Annotated in this window: 17 protein-coding genes and 1 rRNA gene; 11 read left to right on the plus strand and 7 right to left on the minus strand. The window is 49.0% G+C overall.

Going from position 1 to position 18635, the window contains the following annotated elements; translation table 11 throughout:
• Positions 1 to 182 precede the first annotated feature (182 nt).
• The 7 genes from rsmG to rpmH all read right to left on the minus strand — a co-directional run bounded on the left by rsmG (position 183) and on the right by rpmH (position 6478).
• The gene (rsmG, locus tag ACFQI7_RS32350) at positions 183 to 911 is read right to left on the minus strand and encodes a 16S rRNA (guanine(527)-N(7))-methyltransferase RsmG (RefSeq protein WP_218101920.1); all 729 of its coding nucleotides are present in this window, start codon (positions 909 to 911) and stop codon (positions 183 to 185) included.
• Positions 911 to 2803 carry a tRNA uridine-5-carboxymethylaminomethyl(34) synthesis enzyme MnmG gene (mnmG, locus tag ACFQI7_RS32355; RefSeq protein WP_218101898.1) on the minus strand — a complete coding sequence of 631 codons (1893 nt, stop codon included), beginning with the start codon at positions 2801 to 2803 and terminating at the stop codon, positions 911 to 913. Before mnmG ends, rsmG begins: the two co-directional genes overlap by 1 nt.
• A gap of 63 nt (positions 2804 to 2866) precedes the next feature.
• Positions 2867 to 4246, minus strand: a complete 1380-nt coding sequence (gene mnmE, locus ACFQI7_RS32360; protein WP_218101899.1) for a tRNA uridine-5-carboxymethylaminomethyl(34) synthesis GTPase MnmE — start codon at positions 4244 to 4246, stop codon at positions 2867 to 2869.
• A gap of 170 nt (positions 4247 to 4416) precedes the next feature.
• A complete protein-coding gene (gene jag / locus ACFQI7_RS32365) occupies positions 4417 to 5034 on the minus strand; it encodes an RNA-binding cell elongation regulator Jag/EloR (protein ID WP_218101900.1) in 618 nt (205 codons plus the stop codon).
• A 15-nt stretch (positions 5035 to 5049) separates the two neighbouring features.
• Positions 5050 to 5784, minus strand: coding sequence for a membrane protein insertase YidC (yidC, locus tag ACFQI7_RS32370; RefSeq protein WP_218101901.1), 735 nt, complete (start codon positions 5782 to 5784; stop codon positions 5050 to 5052).
• A gap of 85 nt (positions 5785 to 5869) precedes the next feature.
• Positions 5870 to 6229, minus strand: coding sequence for a ribonuclease P protein component (rnpA, locus tag ACFQI7_RS32375; RefSeq protein ID WP_218101902.1), 360 nt, complete (start codon positions 6227 to 6229; stop codon positions 5870 to 5872).
• 114 nt (positions 6230 to 6343) lie between these two features.
• Complete coding sequence (gene rpmH, locus ACFQI7_RS32380) at positions 6344 to 6478, minus strand: 50S ribosomal protein L34 (protein ID WP_014372796.1); 135 nt, start codon at positions 6476 to 6478, stop codon at positions 6344 to 6346.
• 499 nt (positions 6479 to 6977) lie between these two features.
• Here rpmH and dnaA point away from each other — a divergent pair, with 499 nt between their 5' ends.
• From dnaA to ACFQI7_RS32435, 11 genes are all read left to right on the plus strand, one after another.
• Positions 6978 to 8339, plus strand: coding sequence for a chromosomal replication initiator protein DnaA (gene dnaA / locus ACFQI7_RS32385; protein WP_218101903.1), 1362 nt, complete (start codon positions 6978 to 6980; stop codon positions 8337 to 8339).
• A gap of 325 nt (positions 8340 to 8664) precedes the next feature.
• Entirely contained in the window at positions 8665 to 9807 is a 1143-nt protein-coding gene (gene dnaN, locus ACFQI7_RS32390) for a DNA polymerase III subunit beta (RefSeq protein WP_218101904.1), read from the plus strand.
• 29 nt (positions 9808 to 9836) lie between these two features.
• Positions 9837 to 10052 (plus strand): S4 domain-containing protein YaaA, encoded by a 216-nt coding sequence (yaaA, locus tag ACFQI7_RS32395; protein ID WP_218101905.1) that lies wholly within the window; start codon positions 9837 to 9839, stop codon positions 10050 to 10052.
• Positions 10053 to 10074: 22 nt separating this feature from the next.
• Complete coding sequence (gene recF / locus ACFQI7_RS32400; RefSeq protein ID WP_218101906.1) at positions 10075 to 11181, plus strand: DNA replication/repair protein RecF; 1107 nt, start codon at positions 10075 to 10077, stop codon at positions 11179 to 11181.
• Between the two features lie 69 nt (positions 11182 to 11250).
• Complete coding sequence (gene remB / locus ACFQI7_RS32405; protein WP_218101907.1) at positions 11251 to 11499, plus strand: extracellular matrix regulator RemB; 249 nt, start codon at positions 11251 to 11253, stop codon at positions 11497 to 11499.
• Between the two features lie 147 nt (positions 11500 to 11646).
• On the plus strand, positions 11647 to 13560 hold the full coding sequence (gene gyrB / locus ACFQI7_RS32410) for a DNA topoisomerase (ATP-hydrolyzing) subunit B (RefSeq protein WP_218101908.1): 1914 nt from the start codon (positions 11647 to 11649) through the stop codon (positions 13558 to 13560).
• A 2-nt stretch (positions 13561 to 13562) separates the two neighbouring features.
• Entirely contained in the window at positions 13563 to 13808 is a 246-nt protein-coding gene (locus ACFQI7_RS32415) for a hypothetical protein (protein ID WP_218101909.1), read from the plus strand.
• Between the two features lie 19 nt (positions 13809 to 13827).
• On the plus strand, positions 13828 to 14421 hold the full coding sequence (locus ACFQI7_RS32420; RefSeq protein ID WP_218101910.1) for a polysaccharide deacetylase family protein: 594 nt from the start codon (positions 13828 to 13830) through the stop codon (positions 14419 to 14421).
• A gap of 59 nt (positions 14422 to 14480) precedes the next feature.
• Positions 14481 to 16985 carry a DNA gyrase subunit A gene (gene gyrA / locus ACFQI7_RS32425; RefSeq protein ID WP_218101911.1) on the plus strand — a complete coding sequence of 835 codons (2505 nt, stop codon included), beginning with the start codon at positions 14481 to 14483 and terminating at the stop codon, positions 16983 to 16985.
• 135 nt (positions 16986 to 17120) lie between these two features.
• Positions 17121 to 18188: an HD-GYP domain-containing protein gene (locus tag ACFQI7_RS32430; RefSeq protein WP_218101912.1), complete on the plus strand. Its 1068-nt coding sequence runs from the start codon at positions 17121 to 17123 to the stop codon at positions 18186 to 18188.
• A 323-nt stretch (positions 18189 to 18511) separates the two neighbouring features.
• Positions 18512 to 18635, plus strand: a 16S ribosomal RNA gene (locus tag ACFQI7_RS32435); the annotation flags it as partial.

Consider the following 18635-nt stretch of genomic DNA (forward strand, 5'->3'; position numbering starts at 1 on the left):
AACTTGCTTTCAAAAAGTACTTTTTATCGAAAGCGCACGCGTAAGACTATTCAAACATATGAATGCTATTTTTCGTTCGTCCGCCAGCTTATTTCAGTGCCGAAACAAATACCGTGTTACCACCGATTCATAGGTCTTCACTATAACATCCAATTTAGTAAAATGTTCCACGTGAAACATCATCACAAACGTAGCAATGGAACTTTTAACGGAGTACCTGCTTTTCGCGGGTACTTGCGCGGCGTCGGTCCCGTTTTCTTAATAACAACGATGTGACGCGTAGACTCTTCTACCGGAAGCTCAAATCGATGAGTATCCAGCAGTTTGCCGTTCAGCTCTTTCAAACTGTAAGCAGCTTCCTCAATTTCCGTTTGCACGTCCTGCCCTTTCATCGCTACAAACGTTCCACCGTTTTTGGTAAAAGGCAAACAAAACTCATTCAGTACGGCAAGCCTGGCAACCGCTCTGGCGGTAACCAAATCATATCGGTCCCTATGCTCCGGTAAGCGGGCCACATCTTCCGCCCTTCCGTGGACACAATTAACATATCCAATAGATAACTTGTCACACAAATGTTTCAAAAACTGGATGCGCTTATTCAAAGAATCGACAATGGTCAATTCAAGATGTGGGAATGCAATTTTCAAAGGAATGCTTGGAAAGCCCGCACCTGAGCCAATATCGGCAATCGACTGAATTTGAGCAATAGGTACAAAAAAAGAAAGGGAAAGGGAGTCATAAAAATGCTTAATGTAGACTTGCTCCCTTTCCGTAATGCCTGTTAAATTCATTCGCTCATTCCAATCGACTAACTCTTTGAAATAAGTTTCGAACTGCCCGAGCTGTTGCGTCGATAGGGAAACGCCTTTACTATTTAATAGTTGTGTAAAATGCTGTTGAACCTTATCCATCATTGTGCTCTAGCCGCCACGACTTTATTGTAATGCTCCAGATACACAAGAAGTATCGAAATATCGGCCGGCGTCACACCGGAAATTCGCGATGCTTGCCCGATCGATATCGGCCGGATTTTGGCGAGCTTCTGCTTCGCTTCGGATGCAATCCCGTGAATTTCTTCGTAAACGATATCTTCCGGAATTCGTTTCTTTTCCATTTTCCGCAAACGTTCTACTTGCGCAAGCTGCTTTTCAATATAGCCGCTGTATTTCACTTGAATTTCGACCTGTTCTTTCATGTCCTCGTTCAATTCCAGCGGCGACGGCGACAGCATATGGATATGCTCCAAAGTCACTTCCGGACGACGAAGAAGCGTAAGCAGATCGACCGAGTTGTTTAATTCCGCGCTCCCGAGCGATGCAAGCAGCTGCTGTACTTCAGCGGTTGGCTTGACTTTCGTCGTTTTCAGCCGCTCCATCTCTTCTTCGACGAGGCGAACTTTATTTTGGAAACGTTCGTAGCGTTCGTCCGATATGAGACCGATGTCATGACCCGTTGGCGTCAACCGCAGATCCGCATTATCATGACGAAGCAGCAGACGGTATTCCGCTCTTGAAGTCAGCAAACGATAGGGCTCGCTCGTTCCTTTTGTCACCAGGTCATCGATGAGAACACCGATATACGCTTCCGAGCGATCAAGTATGACAGCTTCTCTACCCTGAACCTTACGCGCAGCGTTAATTCCAGCCATGATACCTTGTCCTGCGGCTTCCTCATATCCGGAAGTGCCGTTGATTTGTCCAGCCGTAAACAGTCCGTCAACGATTTTCGTTTCAAGCGAAGGCTTCAGCTGCGTCGGAACAACGGCATCATACTCGATGGCGTAGCCGGTACGCATCATTTCCACCTTCTCCAGTCCTGCGATCGAACGCAAAATTTGCAGCTGCACGTCCTCCGGCATACTTGTGGAAAGACCTTGGACGTAATACTCTTTCGTATTCCGACCTTCCGGTTCCAGGAAAATTTGATGCTGCGGCTTGTCGCTAAATCTTACGATTTTATCTTCAATCGATGGGCAGTACCGTGGCCCGGTTCCTTCGATCGCTCCCGAAAACATCGGGGCGCGATGCAAATTATCATTAATGATTTGATGCGTCTTTTCCGATGTATAGGTTAACCAGCATGGCAGTTGATTCGGTATTTCTTCAGTCGTTTCGAACGAGAAAAATTTCGGTTTCTCATCCCCAGGCTGAATCGTCGTTTTGGAGAAGTCAATCGAATCTTTATGCACGCGCGGCGGCGTACCGGTTTTAAAGCGAACGAGTTCAAGCCCGTGGCTGCGCAGATTTTCCGACAGCTTCACCGCCGGCTGCTGATTGTTAGGCCCGCTCTCATACATCAGTTCGCCCATAATAATTTTACCGCGAAGATACGTGCCGGTCGTCAGTACGACCGCTTTCCCCATATACGTCGCTCCCGTTTTCGTGACGACCCCTTTGCACACACCGTCCTCTACGATGAGCTCTTCAGCCATCCCTTGCCTAAGCGTCAACCGCTCCTGTTTCTCAATCGTTTCCTTCATTATATGTTGATACATAAATTTGTCCGCTTGCGCGCGCAAAGCATGAACCGCCGGTCCTTTACCGGTGTTCAGCATGCGCATTTGAATATACGTTTTGTCGATATTGCGGCCCATCTCTCCGCCAAGCGCATCGATTTCACGCACCACATGACCTTTCGCCGGCCCCCCGATCGACGGGTTGCACGGCATAAATGCTACCATATCCAGATTGATCGTCAGCAGCAGCGTTTCCGCCCCCATACGCGCAGCCGCGAGAGCAGCTTCGCAACCTGCATGGCCCGCGCCGATCACGATCACGTCATATTGCCCTGCATTGTATGTCATAATATCTTACCCTCCTAAGCGCATCGCATCAGCAATGGCTGTATCTTAAGCCTAAGCTTTTTCTTATTTTCCTAAACAAAACTGGGAAAAAATTTGATCGATCAACGAATCGCCCACAGAGTCCCCTATAATTTCGCCCAGATGCTCCCATGCTCGTCGAATATCGATTTGTACCATATCGATCGGAACATACTGCTCTGTCGCTGTATAAGCTTCGTCCAAAGAATGCTTCGCCTGCTTTAGCAATTGAATGTGGCGCGAATTGCTCACATACGTCAGATCGCTCGATTCCACCTGCCCGCTGAAAAAAATGCCGGCGATCGCTTTTTCCAAATCATCGATCCCCTGCTGCCGCAAAAGCGACATTCGGACCACGCACTCCTCGCCGAATGCCGCATTCAGCTGCTCTTCCTCAATTTGTTGCGGCAGATCCAGCTTATTGATAATCGCAATGATCTGGCGATCCTTCAGTTCTTCGATCATGCGCAGCTCATCCGGCTGCAGCGGCTCGGCACCGTTGAACACGAGCAGAATTAAATCCGCATCGGCCAATGCTTGCCGCGATTTCTCCACGCCGATCTGCTCGACGATATCCGACGTTTCGCGGATACCAGCGGTGTCAAGCAGCTTGAGCGGGATCCCGTTCACATTGACGTATTCCTCAACCACATCGCGCGTCGTGCCGGCAATGTCGGTTACGATCGCCCGCTCTTCCTGAGCAAACGTATTGAGCAGCGAAGACTTCCCAACGTTCGGCCTACCGACGATCGCCGTCACAAGACCATCGCGTAAAATTTTACCCTGCTGCGCCGTCGTTAGCAAACGATCGATTTCCAGGAGCGCTGCAGCGCATTTATCTTTAATAAAAGTATTCGTCATTTCTTCAACATCATGCTCGGGATAGTCAATATTCACTTCGATATGAGCCATAAGCTCGACCAATTGATGCCTAAGCTCTTTAATTTTCTTCGACAAACTGCCCTCAGACTGCTTGAGCGCAATACGGAATGCACGGTCCGATTTCGAACGAATCAAGTCGATGACCGCTTCCGCTTGCGACAAATCGATGCGTCCGTTCAAAAACGCGCGTTTCGTAAACTCACCCGGTTCAGCCAAGCGAGCACCGTTTTCAAGCAGCAAATCAAGCACATTCCTCACCGATACGAACCCGCCGTGGCAGCTTATCTCCACCACATCCTCCTTCGTAAAGGAACGAGGCGCCCGCATGACCGTGACCAATGCTTCCTCCACTTGTACGCCCGTGGAAGGATCCACGATATGTCCGTAGTGAACCGTATGCGTAGGCACTTTGGTCAGCTTCTTTGACCCGGCATGAAATAATTTTTCACATATAGGCACCGCTTCCGCTCCGCTGACGCGAATGACCGCAATCCCTCCTTCACCGGACGGTGTGGCGATGGCCGCAATCGTATCTTCAATCATCACTAGCCTCCTATAACCTTACCAGGGATCATCGGCGCAACAGTCCTTCGCGACTTCAAAGGAATGACGCCGATGATCCGGCTCTGCGCTGCTGTACTAAATTCCGAACAACTAAAGAAAAAGCAATGAAGCCATATACAAGCTATGACATCATTGCAAAAAAGAAAAATTTAACGTTGCGCGATTACGACACGCCGATTCGGTTCTTCGCCTCTGCTGAACGTCTTCACCTTCGGGTGCTGCTGCAGCTGAGAATGGATCACTTTTCGCTCTTGCGGTGCCATAGGTTCGAGGACAACTTCTTTCTTCGTGCGGATGACGCGTTCCGCAAGTCTTTCGGCCAAATCTTGCAGCGTCTTTTTCCGCCGTTCCCGGAACTGCTCCGCATCGATCACGATACGCAGATGGCGATCCGAATAACGGTTGGCTACAATGTTGACCAAATATTGCAGCGCATCAAGCGTCTGCCCGCGCCGGCCGATCAACATGCCAAGTTCCGTTCCGTGCAAATGCAGCTCCGTCCCGTCTTTGTCGTGCTTTTGCTCGATTCGAACTTCCAGGTCCATCGTTCGAAGCACGTCTTGCAAAAAAGCGACCGCTTCTTCAAGCGGATCGGGAATGAGCTCGAGTTCCACTTTCGCTTCTTTCACACCGATCAAACCGAATAATCCTTTGGCCGGCTGCTCCAAAACGTTCACTTTCACCCGCTCCTGCGGAACGTTCCATTGCTGCAGCCCGTTTTTTACGGCGTCATCGATCGATTTGCCCGTAACCACGATAGTTTTCATGTCATCCGGCCACCCTTATTTTTTAAGTTCACCCTTTTTACTAGGTCCACCATAAATAAAGTAAGACTGAACAATCGTGAAAGTATTACTGTAAATCCAATAAAGCGGCAACGCCGAAGCGAAGTTCATCGCCATGACGAAAATCATAACCGGGAAAATGAACATCAAGCTTTGCATCTGCGGATTCATTTGCGATGACATCATCTTCTGCTGAAGGAATGTGGTCAGTGCGGCCAGCAGCGGCAAAATATAGAACGGATCTTTCGTGCCGAGCTGCATCCACAAAAATGAGTGCTCCCCGATATGATGGTTACGCATGATGGCATTATATAGAGCGATCAGAATCGGCATCTGCACCAGAATCGGCAAACAGCCCGCAAGCGGATTCACGCCTTCCTTCTGGAACAGCTTCATCGTTTCTTCCTGCTGTTTCTTCGCATCGTCTTTGTATTTGTCTTTCAGTTTCTTAAGTTCCGGCTGCAGCTCCTGCATCCGTTTCGAACTGCGCACCTGCTTCAATGTAAGCGGCAATATAATTAAACGGATAATAATCGTGACAACCAGGATGGATAGCCCGTATTGCCCCCACAGCAAATTTGCAAACCAGTCAAGCGAAGTCGCCAGAGGGAATACGAAGTACTTGTCCCATATTCCGCTGTTGGGATCGATCGGGGCCGTCGCCGGGGAACATCCCGCAAGCAGCAAAAATACCGCCATAAACGGTACATATTTCAATAATCGACGCGTCAAAATGATATCCTCCCAAGTTGTTCTCTTTTCCAAAGTAAACTATACCATAACTTTGGGCACAATGAAACTAAGGAACCGCCGTCCATTAGTCGCCGTTTTCCCCTCTCCGCTGCAATAGCGATGCGCGTTTGAATACGTGCAGAACGCTTTTCTCCATCTCGTGATAATCCATGTCCGCAGCCGGTTTGCGCGCAATGAGAATGAGATCGTATCCGCCGGGAATCCGCGCCGCATTCAGGCGGACGATTTCCTTTAGCATACGCCGGATCCGGTTGCGCACAACCGCGTTGCCGAGCTTCTTGCTGACCGATACCCCCAGCCGGAACGAATCCTGGCCATGCTGCACTTTATAATAAAGAACGAATTGGTGGTTCGCTGCCGATTTGCCGTGCCGGTACACCTTATCGAAATATTCTCTTTTCGTCAGTCTGTTCTTCTTCTCCATCGGTATCGCTCCATCCGGCCGTCATCGAGCGGCAAATCCATCCCTATCGTTAACGAAATATTGCGCTTTTAAACGATTCCAACAAAAAAGACCACCTGTCAGTGGTCTCTTGTCTTATGCGCTCAATACTTTTCTTCCTTTTAGACGACGAGCCGCGAGTACTTTACGACCATTTTTCGTACTCATTCTTTTACGGAAGCCGTGTACTTTGCTGCGCTTTCTTACGTTCGGTTTGAAAGTCGGTCTCATTATCGTGCACCTCCTTGCTTGAATACCATTCCCAAAATACCTTATAACATTAAACCATCTTGCCGTCCAAAAGTCAACTTGCGATCTGGAAAAAACGGCTGCCGAAAAAACGCCAAATTTTACGTTTTTCATGCCTGTGTATAATTGTAAAGCGGATTTTTGGAGAATTTGTCGAAATGTTAACAACTTATAAACAATATGTAGTACTGTGAACAAAAATTGCACACAAGTTATTGAAAATGTGGATAAATCCAAACATTCCGTTGCGCATCGGGATTGTTTTTGTTATCATGGATATGTTTTCGGTTGTGGATACGCTTAATTTTCAATAAAATTATCAACAGCCTGTGGATATCTTTGTGAACAATTTTCAGTGCCTATGTATAATTTGAAATCTTCGATACTGCATGATGTGGATAGTTCCGACAGATTATCGTTTTTTTCTACAGGGTCGCGGCTTACGCCATACCGGTTATTTTTCCGAAGGAGTGAATAAATTGTGGAAAGCCATCCTAACGACCAGTGGCAGCAAGTACTTTCCATTTTGCACAAAAGGGTGAGCAAACCGAGCTACGAAACGTGGCTTGCTTCCACAAGAGCCGTTGTTTTTAACGAAACAACCGTCGTCATCTGCGCCCCCAACAAATTCGCAAGAGAATGGCTGGAAGATCGGTACACCAAACATATACGAGAAGCTGTATTTGATTTGAAAGGCAAGCAAGCGGAGATCAAATTCGTCATCGAAGACGACCCAGAGGCAATCGACAATTCTCCTCCCCCTGCAACTGCTCCAGCGAAAAGACAGTCTAATGCTCCCGAAGAACCATTCAGTCATATGATGAATCCCAAGTATACATTTGATACGTTTGTCATTGGGGCTGGAAACCGGTTTGCCCATGCGGCTTCGCTCGCGGTAGCGGAAGCGCCGGCCAAAGCGTATAATCCGTTGTTTTTGTACGGAGGCGTGGGACTTGGGAAAACGCATTTGATGCATGCGATCGGCCATTACGTGCTGGAACATAATCCCGGAGCGCGCGTGCTTTACATTTCGTCCGAGAAGTTTACGAACGAATTTATCAACGCCATTCGGGACAACCGCGGCGAAAGTTTCCGCAACAAATACCGCAACATCGACGTGCTGCTCATAGATGATATTCAGTTTCTTGCCGGAAAAGAACAGACGCAGGAAGAATTTTTCCATACGTTTAATGCGCTGCACGAAGAACGCAAACAAATTATTATTTCCAGCGACCGGCCGCCGAAGGAAATTCCGACGCTCGAGGAACGCCTTCGTTCCCGATTCGAATGGGGCTTAACGACGGATATTCAGCCGCCGGACCTTGAGACGCGGATCGCGATTTTGCGGAAAAAGGCGAAAGCCGAAAACCTGGACATCCCGAACGAGGCTATGATGTACATAGCGAACCAGATCGACTCGAACATCCGTGAGCTGGAAGGCGCTTTGATCCGGGTCGTGGCCTATTCCTCTTTGATTAACGAGGACATTACGTCGCACCTGGCGGCGGAAGCACTGAAGGACATTATTCCGAGCAGCCGTCCGAAAGTGATTACGATACAGGATATTCAGCAAAAAGTCGGCGAATTTTACGGGCTCAAGATCGAGGATTTCAAAGCGAGGAAACGGACGAAATCCGTTGCATTCCCGCGACAGATCGCGATGTATTTGGCCCGGGAAATGACTGATTTCTCGCTGCCGAAAATCGGGGACGCCTTTGGCGGAAGAGACCATACGACCGTCATACATGCCCACGATAAAATATCGGGGGCGCTCAAGGCGGACCAGGAATTATATAAAATCATCCAAAATATTATCGAGAAGGTTAAAAACGTTACGTTATAAGCAGCTCCAATCGATTCCAGGAAGACGCAATCTCTTTTTTCGGTACGCAATGCAGCGGAACGGCCCGCATCTTTACGGGATGATCGGAGCGAGGTGCAACGTTACATTTCCGCCGCCGTTTTTTTTGCGAAACAAGCAACGGCAAACATCTGAATAAAGAGAAGCCTATACACAAACTATTCACATGTGGATAGGCTTTTGTTTTGCGTTGTTAACACACATATCCACATATCCTCAGTCCCTACTACTATTACTAATTAAAAACATGTTAATATAAGAGTATATGTCCGTCTCCCCCATTCTAGAACCAAGTAGGAGTGACAGTATGAAATTAACGATATTGAAAGAGTATTTGAACGAGGCGATTCAGCATGTATCCAAGGCGATTTCGAGCAAAACGACCATTCCGATTCTGAGCGGGATCAAAATAGATGCGAATTTTAGCGGTATGACGCTGACCGCCAGCGACACCGATATTTCCATTCAAAATTTTATTCCGATTGAAAAAAACGATCAGCAAATCATCGACTTGAAGCAGCCTGGCAGCGTCGTTTTGTCTTCCAAATTTTTTGTCGAAATTATTCGCAAGCTGCCGGCGCAGCAAATCGAAATCGAAGTTAGAGACGGGTTCCAAACGACGATCCGGTCCGGTTCTTCGGAAATTCAGCTCGTCGGTCTGGATCCGGAGGAATACCCGGTCATGCCGGGAATCGAGGAAGACCGTACCGTGCAAATCCCAAGCGATCTGCTGAAATCGATGATCAAGCAGACGTCTTTTGCCGTTTCCACCAATGAAGCCACGCCGATACTGACCGGCGTTTTGTGGACCATTGCCGACGGCAAGCTGAAATTTATCGCTTGCGACCGGCATCGTCTAGCCAGCCGGGAAATGAATATTGATGCGCCGGAAGACTTCGTGCTTTCGAACGTTTCCATTTCCGGCAAGACGCTCAATGAGCTGGCGAAAATTTTGCCAGACCAAAATACGCTGATCGACGTCGTGTTCGCGGAAAATCAAGTTTTATTTAAAATGAGCTCGGTTCTCTTCTATACCCGTATTCTGGACGGCACTTATCCCGATACTTCCAAACTGATCCCGCAATCGTTCCAGACCGAGCTTGTCGTCAACACCGAAGATCTGGTCGCGGCGATTGATCGCGCTTATTTGTTGTCCAGAGAAGAGAAAACGAATATCGTCAAACTCGTCATGCGCGAAGACCGGACAATTGAAATTTCTTCGAGTTCTTCCGAGCTCGGCAAAGTGACGGAGGAGCTTGCTACGGCGAGCTTGACCGGCGAACTGCTGCGCATTTCGTTCAACTCGAAGTATATGCTCGATGCGCTTAAGGTGATGGACAGCGAGCAGATCCGCATCGGATTTACCGGCGCCATGCAGCCGATCATCATTCGGCCGGACGCTATTTCTACGATGCTGCAGTTGATTCTGCCTTACCGTACGACAAGCTAATCGCCCAAAAGGAGCTGAGCTGCAAAGCTATGAAATCGATCGCCATAAGCACCGAGTACATTACGCTCGGACAATTTTTGAAGCTCGCCGATTGCATCTCTACCGGGGGACAAGCCAAGAGCTTTTTGCAGGAAGCCGTCATTCATGTGAACGGGGAACCGGAAAACCGGCGCGGGCGCAAGCTGGTTGCGCAGGATGTCGTAAACGTGGAAGGCTGCGGCGTATTTAAAGTCGTGCAGGGCTGAGCTCGGCGCAGGAGGTACCATTTTGCAACTTAAAAAGCTGTCACTGCAGCATTACCGCAATTATGAGCGGATGGAATTCGAGACGGATCATATGGTCAATATCATTGTCGGGCCCAACGCCCAGGGCAAAACGAATTTGCTTGAATCGATTTTCGTTCTGGCATTGACCAAGTCGCACAGGACGCATCAGGACAAGGAGCTGATCCGCTGGAACGCCTCCTCCGCCCTGCTTCATGCCGAGATTGAGAAAAAATACGGAACCGTGAAGCTGGATCTCGCCATTTCGGGCCAAGGCAAGAAAGCGAAAGTAAACGGGCTCGAGCAAAAGAAGCTCAGCAATTTCATCGGATCGCTCAATGTGGTCATGTTCGCCCCGGAAGATTTGGAAATCGTCAAAGGGTCTCCGTCCGTCCGGCGGAGGTTTCTGGACATGGAGATCGGTCAGGTTTATCCGGCTTACTTGTACGACTGCTCGCAATATAATAAAATACTGCATCAACGCAATAATTATCTCAAACAAACGTACGGATCCTCCGGCGTTCCGCCCCTTTTGGAGGTTTGGAACGAACAGCTTGCGCAGTTCGGTATTAAAATTATGAAAAAACGTCAAAGCTTTATAAAGAAGCTGCAAGTATGGGCGGAAAAGATCCACGCGGGCATCACGAACGGTCAGGAACAGCTGCGGATCGACTACGAACATTCGCTGACCGGGGAAGTCCAGGAAGAAGAAGCTGTTTTATTTGACCAATTTATGATAAAGTTATCACAGGTGCGGGATCAGGAGATGCGCCGCGGGGTAAGCCTTGTCGGTCCGCATCGGGACGATCTTCGTTTTTATATAAACGGCAAGGAAGTGCAGACGTTCGGCTCTCAAGGGCAGCAGCGGACAACGGCGCTTTCTCTCAAGCTGGCCGAAATCGAGCTGGTTCAGGAAGAGGTCGGGGAATATCCGCTTCTTCTGCTTGACGATGTCCTCTCCGAGCTTGACCATTACCGGCAGACGCAATTGATCGAAACCTTCCAACGGAAAGTGCAGACGTTCATTACGACGACCGGAATTGAAAGTATAAATTTGTCAAATCTGGAAGATGTTTCGATGATCCAGGTTCGGGATGGAAGTTTGACATAGATGGATTTCGCCGTACAGCGTCGTGCGCGCAGTCTATGAAAATCGTGTTGCCGATAGGAGTGGGCCAGCTTGTTTATCCATTTGGGCGGAGAAAAGATCATTCGCGCATCGGAGCTTGTCGCCATATTTGACTTATCGATCGAGAAATCTTCGAAAATTTCCAAGCAGTTCGTCACGTACGCCAGCAAGGAGAAACGCGTGGAAGTGATCGGCGAAGAGGAGAGCAAATCTCTCGTCGTGACCCATACGAAGGTGTACTATTCCCCTATCTCATCGATGACGCTCAAGAAGCGAGCGCATCAGCTGTTAACGAATTAAATTTCGTTATTCGATATATGAAAACTTCCGCCCAGCGCGGTGTTTTCTTTTATTTGGATCGACTTTAGAAAAAGCAAATTCTTTAGATCCGCGGCCGCTCATCCTTGAATGGTCTCGTAAGATTATCACGGAAAAGTGGGTGTCAGCATGTCTGTAAATCCTGGTACGAGCTATGATGAAAGTCAGATACAGGTATTGGAAGGATTGGAGGCCGTACGCAAGCGACCGGGGATGTATATCGGTTCGACCAGCGCACGCGGCCTCCATCATCTGGTATGGGAAGTCGTCGACAACAGTATCGACGAAGCGCTAGCCGGCTATTGTACGAAGATTGATGTGATCGTGCATAAAGATAACAGCATTACGGTAATCGATAACGGGCGCGGGATTCCGGTAGGCGAACATCCGAAGATGAAGCGCCCAACGGTAGAGGTCGTGCTGACCGTGCTGCATGCTGGCGGCAAGTTCGGCGGCGAAGGCTATAAAGTGTCCGGCGGTCTTCATGGCGTCGGGGTTTCCGTTGTCAACGCCCTTTCCAAGAAACTGGTCATTCAGGTGAAACGGGAAGGCAAAGTGTATGAGCAGGAATACCAGTGCGGTACGCCTCAATACGATTTGCGGATCATCGGCGAGTCGGAAGGGGACGGCACGACGATTACGTTTTGGCCGGATGAAGAAATTTTTTCGGAAACGACGGAGTACGATTTCGATACGCTGCAATCGCGGATCCGGGAGCTGGCATTCCTAAACAAAGGAATCGAAATTACGCTGACGGACGAGCGTTCCGGCGAAGCCCATACGTTCATGTACGAGGGCGGAATCAATTCCTTCGTAGAATATTTGAACCGTAACCGCGAAGCGCTCCACCAGCCGCCGATTTATGTCGAAGGGGAAAAGGACAATATCCAGGTGGAAGTATCGCTGCAATATAACGACAGCTATACGGAGAACATTTATTCGTTTGCGAACAATATCAACACGCATGAGGGCGGAACGCATGAATCCGGGTTCAAGAGCGCGCTTACGCGGATATTGAACGAATACGCCCGAAAATATAACGTGCTCAGAGAAAGCGACTCCAACCTGTCCGGCGACGATGTCCGCGAAGGATTGACGGCGATTATTTCCGTGAAAATTCCCGAGCCGCAGTTCGAAGGACAGACGAAAACAAAGCTCGGAAACAGCGAGGTGCGGGGGATCGTTGAATCGTTGTTCGCCGAGAAGCTGCTTGAATTCATGGACGAAAATCCGTCCATCTCGAAGAAAATTATCGAGAAAGGCGTTCAGGCGGCAAGAGCCCGCGAAGCGGCCAGAAAGGCGCGCGAGCTGACGCGCCGAAAAAGCGCGCTTGAAGTTAGTTCGCTTCCCGGCAAGCTCGCCGATTGCTCTTCCAAGGACGCCTCCATCAGCGAAGTTTACATTGTCGAAGGGGACTCGGCCGGCGGCTCCGCCAAGCAAGGGCGCGACCGGCATTTCCAGGCGATTTTGCCATTGCGCGGTAAAATATTGAACGTGGAAAAAGCGAGATTGGACAAAATTTTGTCCAACGCCGAAATTCGTGCAATTATAACGGCGCTCGGAACGGGGATCGGCGACGATTTCGATATTGCCAAAGCACGCTATCACAAAATTATTATCATGACCGACGCCGACGTCGACGGCGCGCATATTCGCACACTGCTGCTGACTTTCTTCTACCGCTACATGCGGAAGCTGATCGAGGTCGGATACGTATATATCGCTCAGCCGCCGCTTTATAAGCTGGAGCGAGGCAAAGTAGTCAGATACGCCTATAACGACAAGCAGCGCGAACTCATGATGGCTGAATTCGGCGAAGGAGCCAAGGTGAACGTACAGCGTTACAAAGGTCTTGGAGAGATGAATCCGGGCCAGCTGTGGGAAACGACGATGGATCCGGAAAGCCGTACGCTGCTGCAGGTAAACATTCAGGATGCGATCGAGGCCGATACGCTTTTCGATACGCTGATGGGCGATAATGTGGAGCCGCGGCGCGATTTCATTCAGCTGCATGCCAAGTACGTGAAAAATCTGGACATCTAAGCATGGCAATGTTCAAAAAATACGGCGTGCTCTGGTGCCTCACCGTAGCCGTATTGTTTTTTGCCGGGAGTACTTGTCTCAGCGCAAATGACGACTGGTATACGGATCGAGTCGCCGTGATCGCTTACCACCATATCGATGATCGGGTAAAGGGTGATGTGACGATTACATCGAAACGTCTGCGCGATCAGCTGACGGATCTGTTAGATCGGGGCTACCAATTTCATCACCTTACAGCAATTCCGTGATTATTTAGCCGGCGGAGAAGTGCCTTCGAATGCGGTGCTTGTGACTTTTGACGACGGGTACCGCAGTTTTTATACGAATGCTTACCCCATTCTCGAACAATTGAATATCCCTGCGGTGAATTTTGTCATTACGAAAAATCTCGACCAGCCTCTCCATAGCCGCATTCCGTCTTTGTCCCGCGAAGAGATTCGCGAAATGGCAAGCAGCGGCAAGCATATCGATTTTCAATGCCATACGGACAGCTTGCACGACAAGTCTCCGGAAGGACAAGCTTTATTTACTACCCGCTTGAAGAACGGTAACTCCGTAGAGTCGGAGCAGGAATATACCGAACGCATCATTCAGGATACGAACCGTTGTACGGCCAAACTGAGAGAATTGGACGAGCGGCCGGTCGATGCTTTTGCTTTTCCGTTCGGTGTGAATGACGCGCAATCCGCCGCTTTGCTTCAGTCGGCCGGAATCCGCTATGCGTTTACGACGGTTCCGGGCATCGCCGACCGCAGCGTCAATCCGATGCAAATTCCGCGAATTAATGCGGGAAGTCCTTTTGTAAGAGCGAACTCATTAAATAATTTAATCATCCGTAAGTTAAACCGACCGCAAACTTGATGCGGGATTCCAATATATCGTAAAAGTGCTTTGCGAAGCGTAATCATAAGGAGGTACACATGTCGGAAGAACCTCGTTCGCAGATTAAAGAAATTGATATCGGCTTGGAAATGCGTACATCTTTCATGGATTATGCGATGAGCATTATCGTCGCCCGGGCGCTGCCGGATGTTCGCGACGGTCTGAAGCCGGTTCACCGCCGTATTTTGTACGCGATGTCCGAACTCGGGATGTCGCCGGATAAGCCGCACAAGAAGTCGGCGAGAATCGTCGGCGAAGTTATCGGTAAATATCATCCGCACGGCGACAGCGCCGTGTATGAAACGATGGTGCGGATGGCGCAGGATTTCTCCTTGCGCTATATGCTTGTCGACGGGCACGGGAACTTCGGTTCCATTGACGGCGACATGGCGGCGGCCATGCGTTATACGGAAGCCCGCCTTTCCAAGATCGCGATGGAACTGCTGCGCGATATTAACAAGGAAACGATCGACTTCGTGCCGAACTATGACGGCGAAGAACAAGAACCGGCCGTTCTTCCTTCCCGTTTTCCAAACTTGCTCGTCAACGGTTTATCGGGGATCGCCGTCGGGATGGCGACCAACATTCCGCCTCACAACTTGACTGAGGTGATCAACGGCGTTCAGCAATTGATCGAGAACCCGGACGTAACGCCGCTTGATTTGATGCAGTCCATCAAAGGCCCCGATTTCCCTACCGGCGGTTTCATTATGGGCCGCGAAGGCATCAAACAGGCGTATGCTACAGGCCGCGGATCCGTTACGATGCGGGCGAAAGCCACCATTGAGGAGAACGGGAACAAAGCGCGCATTATCGTATACGAACTCCCTTACCAGGTGAACAAGGCGCGTTTGATTGAGAAGATCGCCGAGCTTGTACGGGATAAGAAAATCGACGGCATCACCGACTTGCGCGATGAATCCGACCGGAACGGCATGCGCATCGTGATTGAGCTGCGCCGCGACGTCAATCCGAATGTCGTGCTGAACAATTTATACAAGCATACGGCGATGCAGTCTAATTTCGGTATTATTATGCTGGCGCTTGTTAACGGCGAACCGAAAGTGCTTAATTTGCGGGATATACTGTTCCACTATCTCGAGCACCAAAAAGTCGTCATTCGCCGCCGGACGGAGTATGAACTGCGCAAAGCGGAAGCCAGAGCGCATATCCTCGAAGGCTTGCGCATCGCGCTGGACCACTTGGATGAAGTCATCGCGCTCATCCGGGCGTCTCGTACGACGGAAGAAGCAAGAGAAGGTTTGATCAATCGTTTCGGGCTCAGCTTCGATCAGGCGCAGGCCATTCTGGACATGCGTTTGCAGCGTTTGACCGGCTTGGAACGGGAAAAAATTGAGGAAGAATATGCCGAGCTTCTCAAGAAGATCGCCGAGTTTAAAGCAATATTGGCAGATGAGCAGCTTGTGCTGAATATCATCAGCGAAGAGCTGAACGAAATCAAAGAAAAATTCGGTGACGACCGCCGCTCCGAGATTACGATCGGCGAAGAAAGCATTGAGGATGAGGATTTAATTCCGCAATCCGACGTCGTCATTACAATTTCCCATACCGGTTACATCAAGCGTCTGCCTGTAACGACGTACCGCAGTCAAAGACGCGGCGGGAAAGGCGTCATAGGCATGGATACGAAAGATAACGATTTCGTCGAGCATCTTTTCGTAACCAATACCCATCATTACCTGATGTTTTTTACGAACAAAGGGAAAGCATACCGTCTGAAAGCTTACGAGATTCCGGATTTAAGCCGCACGGCCCGCGGGACGCCGATTATCAATCTCATCCAGATCGAACAAGGCGAAACGATCAATGCGGTCATCCCGGTGGAAAGCTTTGATTCGGACAAATACTTGTTCTTTGCTACGAAGAACGGTTTGGTCAAAAAGACGCCGCTTGACGACTATACCAATATTCGCAAGGGCGGTTTGATCGCACTGAATCTCCGCGAAGACGACGATCTGATCGGTGTCCGTCTGACCGACGGCCAACAGTCGATCGTCATCGGCACGAAGCAAGGCATGTCGATTCATTTCCCCGAAAAAGAAGTCCGAGCAATGGGACGCGCCGCTACAGGGGTGAAAGGGATTCATCTGGACGACGATGATGCGGTCATCGATATGGACGTCATGAAAGAAGACAACAGCGTCCTCATCGTTACCTCGAAAGGATTCGGCAAGCGTACGCCTGTATCCGAATACCGTTTGCAATCGCGCGGCGGGAAGGGCATCAAGACGCTCCATATTACGGCTAAGAACGGCCCTGTCGTCGGTCTGAAGGTCGTTGAGGATGAAGAAGACCTGATGATTATAACCGCGCTTGGGACGATTATTCGTACAAGCATGTCCGGTATTTCGATGATGGGACGCAATACGCAAGGGGTAAGGTTGATCCACATTCGCGACGAGGATGAAGTGTCTACGCTCGCGAGAGTCGATAAAAGCGAGGAAGAGCCGGAATCCGATGAAGAAGGCGCGATTTCCGGAGAACTTGAATCTTCTACGGGCGATGGTGAAGAGCAAGTTTAAAAAATAAATGGTTCACGACGAAGAATGGGGCTTACATCCCCATTCTTTTTCGCTTATAATTACAGCAGAAATGGGTCTAAAGTCCAACTTATTGCGAGCATGACTCCAATTGACATACAAAAGCGAGGGGAATATATGGCCAACGTTCCCGTTTCCCAGTTGAAATCCGGTGAAAAACTGAGCGAAAACGTAATCACAAAATATAATAATGTGCTGCTTCCAAAAGGGAAAATAATAAATTTTCGCGATGTGGAAATATTGAGAGCTTTTTTGATTCCAATGGTACCGATTGAGACCAAGGCTGTCGAAACGGAAGCCGTATCGGAAGAAAACAAAGCCGAACCGCAGCCGCGCAGTGTACTTCCGTTCTATGAAAACTATAATAAAATGCTTCAACTGCTGCGCAAAGTTTATACCTCGACGGGCACCGGCGGTCAAACTGTCCCTATTTTGGAAATCCGAAATACGTTGGAAGGCTTGATTCGCTATATCGGACATTACGACGTGCTTACGTTCAGCCCGAAAAATTTGCAGCTTCGAGATTTTATATATCACAAAAGCATTATGGTGAGTCTCACCTCATTCATCCTGGCCAGATGGCTAGGCTTTTCATCCAAGGACTTGATGCCGATTGCGCTTGGCGGTTTGCTGCATGATATCGGCAACTCTAGAGTGGACGCCGGAATATTATATAAGCCAAGCAAGTTGAGCGAAGCCGAAGCGGAAGAAATGAAGAAGCATACGGTGATTGGTTATAATATTTTGAAAGAAGTGCCGGCGATTAATAACGGCGTTAAGTTGTGCGCCCTTCAGCATCATGAACGTGAAGACGGCTCCGGTTATCCGTTAGGCGTATCCGGCGATAAAATCCATCCTTATTCCAAATTGGTAGCTATCGCAGATACGTTTCACGCCATGACGACCGACCGGTTTCACAAGAAGAAGTCTTCCCCCTATTTAGTGTTGGAGCAGCTTCTGAATGACTCATTCGGAAAAATGGAGCCGGCAATGGTGCAAACGTTCGTGAATAAGGTAACGGCATTTCATAATGGCATGCTTGTTATGCTGAGCGATAATCGGACGGGTGAAATTGTGTTTTCCGATTGCACGAATCCGACCAGACCTTGGGTCAATGTGGCCGGAAAAATCATCAACTTGGCGGTTGAGCGGTCATTGCATATAAAAGATGTAATTCAAAAATAGATTTGCCACAGATATAGCTTGACTCTTTCGTGCCAATGTGATAAATTAATCTTCGCTGCTTAAATGACAAGCATTTATTATTTCCGTCACAAAAGTTAAAAAATGAATGGAAAATAATTAATACTTGCAATTAGTTAAGCAGATATGTTATATTATAAAGGTCGCTGCTAAACAGGTTGCGATGAAGCGAATGAAACGAATTGCCCTTTGAAAACTGAACAACGAGTGAGTGAATTAGAGAATGAAAATTCTCGCCAGTTTTAAATTTTGAGCTAATCAGCTTACATTATAGCGAACATCGCCTTCGGGTGATGGGAGCGACTTTAATGGAGAGTTTGATCCTGGCTCAGGACGAACGCTGGCGGCGTGCCTAATACATGCAAGTCGAGCGAGGGTCTTCGGACCCTAGCGGCGGACGGGTGAGTAACACGTAGGCAACCTGCCTGT

Origin of the sequence: Paenibacillus allorhizosphaerae, from assembly GCF_042659105.1 — a bacterium.
GTDB classification, from domain to species: Bacteria; Bacillota; Bacilli; order Paenibacillales; family NBRC-103111; genus Paenibacillus_G; species Paenibacillus_G allorhizosphaerae.